This is a genomic window from Streptomyces sp. W16 (assembly GCF_033194735.1).
GTDB lineage: Bacteria > Actinomycetota > Actinomycetes > Streptomycetales > Streptomycetaceae > Streptomyces.
This window is the reverse complement of record NZ_JAWOAI010001008.1, coordinates 1-1,688: the sequence shown is the minus strand read 5'-3', so window position 1 is coordinate 1,688 and position 1,688 is coordinate 1. Positions and strand designations below refer to the sequence as shown.

Below are 1,688 nucleotides of genomic sequence, written 5' to 3'. Positions count from 1 at the left end.
AGCCGGTCGGCGACACCGGCCAGGGAACGCCCGCCCGGCCGTGCGGCGGTACCGCCCGCCTTCGCGAGGGCGACCCGCAGGGCGGCGATGCCGTCGTCGATGTCGACGCCGGGCCGCTCGACGAGGCCGTCGGTGTAGAGCGCCAGGATGGAGTCGGGCTCCAGCTGGAGTTCCGCCACGGGGTACTGGGCGTGCGGGTCCACCCCGAGTACTACGCCCCCGGGGATGTCCCAGACCCGGGTACGGCCGTCCGGGGTACGGATCAGCGGGGGCGGATGCCCGGCCCGGGCGACCTGGACCAGCCCGCTCGCCGGGTCGAGACGGAGGTAGCAGCAGCTCGCGAACTGGCCGGGGTCGAGGTCGATGAGGAGATGGTTGGTGCCGCTCATCACCTCGTCGGGCGGCCGGTCCCCGAGTGCGAACGCCCTTACCGCGCTGCGGAGTTGACCCATGGTGGCGGCGGCCTGGACACCGTGCCCCTGGACGTCGCCGATCACCAGGGCCAGACCGTCGCCGGACTCGACGACGTCGTACCAGTCGCCGCCCACCTCCATGCCCTGGGTGCCCGGCAGATAGCGGCCGGCCGTCTCCACCTGCGGGTGGACCGACAGTCGGCGGGGGAGCAGGGCCTGCTGGAGGCCGCGGGCGAGGGCCGCCTCCGAGTCGTAGCGCTGGGCCTTCTCCATCGCGTGGGCGATCAGTCCGGCGAGGGCGGTGAGCACCGCGCGCTCCTCGGAGCTGAAGCTGTGGGACCGGTCGAAGCCCAGGATGGCCGAGCCGACCGGGCGCCCGGACGCGATCAGCGGCAGGAACGCGCGGGCCCCCACCTCCGCGTCCAGCGGGATGCCCGGATAGGCGTCCGCGAGCTGTTGCATGGAGTCGAAGAAGAGCGGGCGTCCGGTGGTCAGGGTCTCGACACCGGGCAGCCGGGTGTCGAGTCCGACCCCGTCGAAGGGGGCGAGGAAGCCCTGCGGGAAGCCGGTCTCCCAGGCCAGGTACAGATGCCGCTCCTGCAACAGGTAGATCGCGAGCCGCCGGCCGCCGAACGCGGGCAGCAGCTCCTTCATGACCACCGCCGACACCTGGCGGGCGGTGACCGCCTCCGTCAGCGCGATGGCGAGCACGATCGGCCGGTACAGCGGAGCGAGCGAGGTGACGCCGTTCCCCGGGGCGTCGGCCCCCTCGGGGTGCACCGGCACCAGCGGGATCGGCGGGCCCGCCACCCGGGTCGACGGCGCGACCGTGCAGGTCAGCTGGTCGTGGCCGGGATGGACCGCCAGCGCCAGCCAGTCGCCCTCGTACGGCTCCGGCGGCTGTTTCTGCCCGTCCGGACGCCGGACGTGGAAGTTCACCGTCCCGAGCGACAGCAGGGCGCCGCGCAGCTGGTCCTCGCAGCCGATCTGGTTCAGCCAGGGCACGCCCTCCCACAGCGGGCGGCCGAGCAGCTCCTCGCGCGGGGTGCCCAGCAGCTGGGCGGCGCGTGGATTGGCGTAGGTGACCAGCCCCAGCCGGTCCAGGCAGAACACGCCGTCCGGGAGCAGATCGGCCACGCTGTCGGCCATCGGGGCGGGGCCGGGGTCGATGACGACGCCACTGACCCGATATCCGCCGTCCGTCGGGACGGGGCCGGTGGCGGGCGTCCACAGGTCCAGCAGCCGGGCCGAGCCGTCCGCCGCCCGCACCCGCAG

At 74.1% G+C, this 1,688-nt stretch carries 1 protein-coding gene; it reads right to left on the bottom strand.

Annotated features, from left to right (window positions below; all coding sequences use genetic code 11):
• A partial coding sequence (locus tag R6V09_RS52490; RefSeq protein WP_317888458.1) for a SpoIIE family protein phosphatase occupies positions 1–1,688 on the bottom strand: 1,688 nt, incomplete at both ends.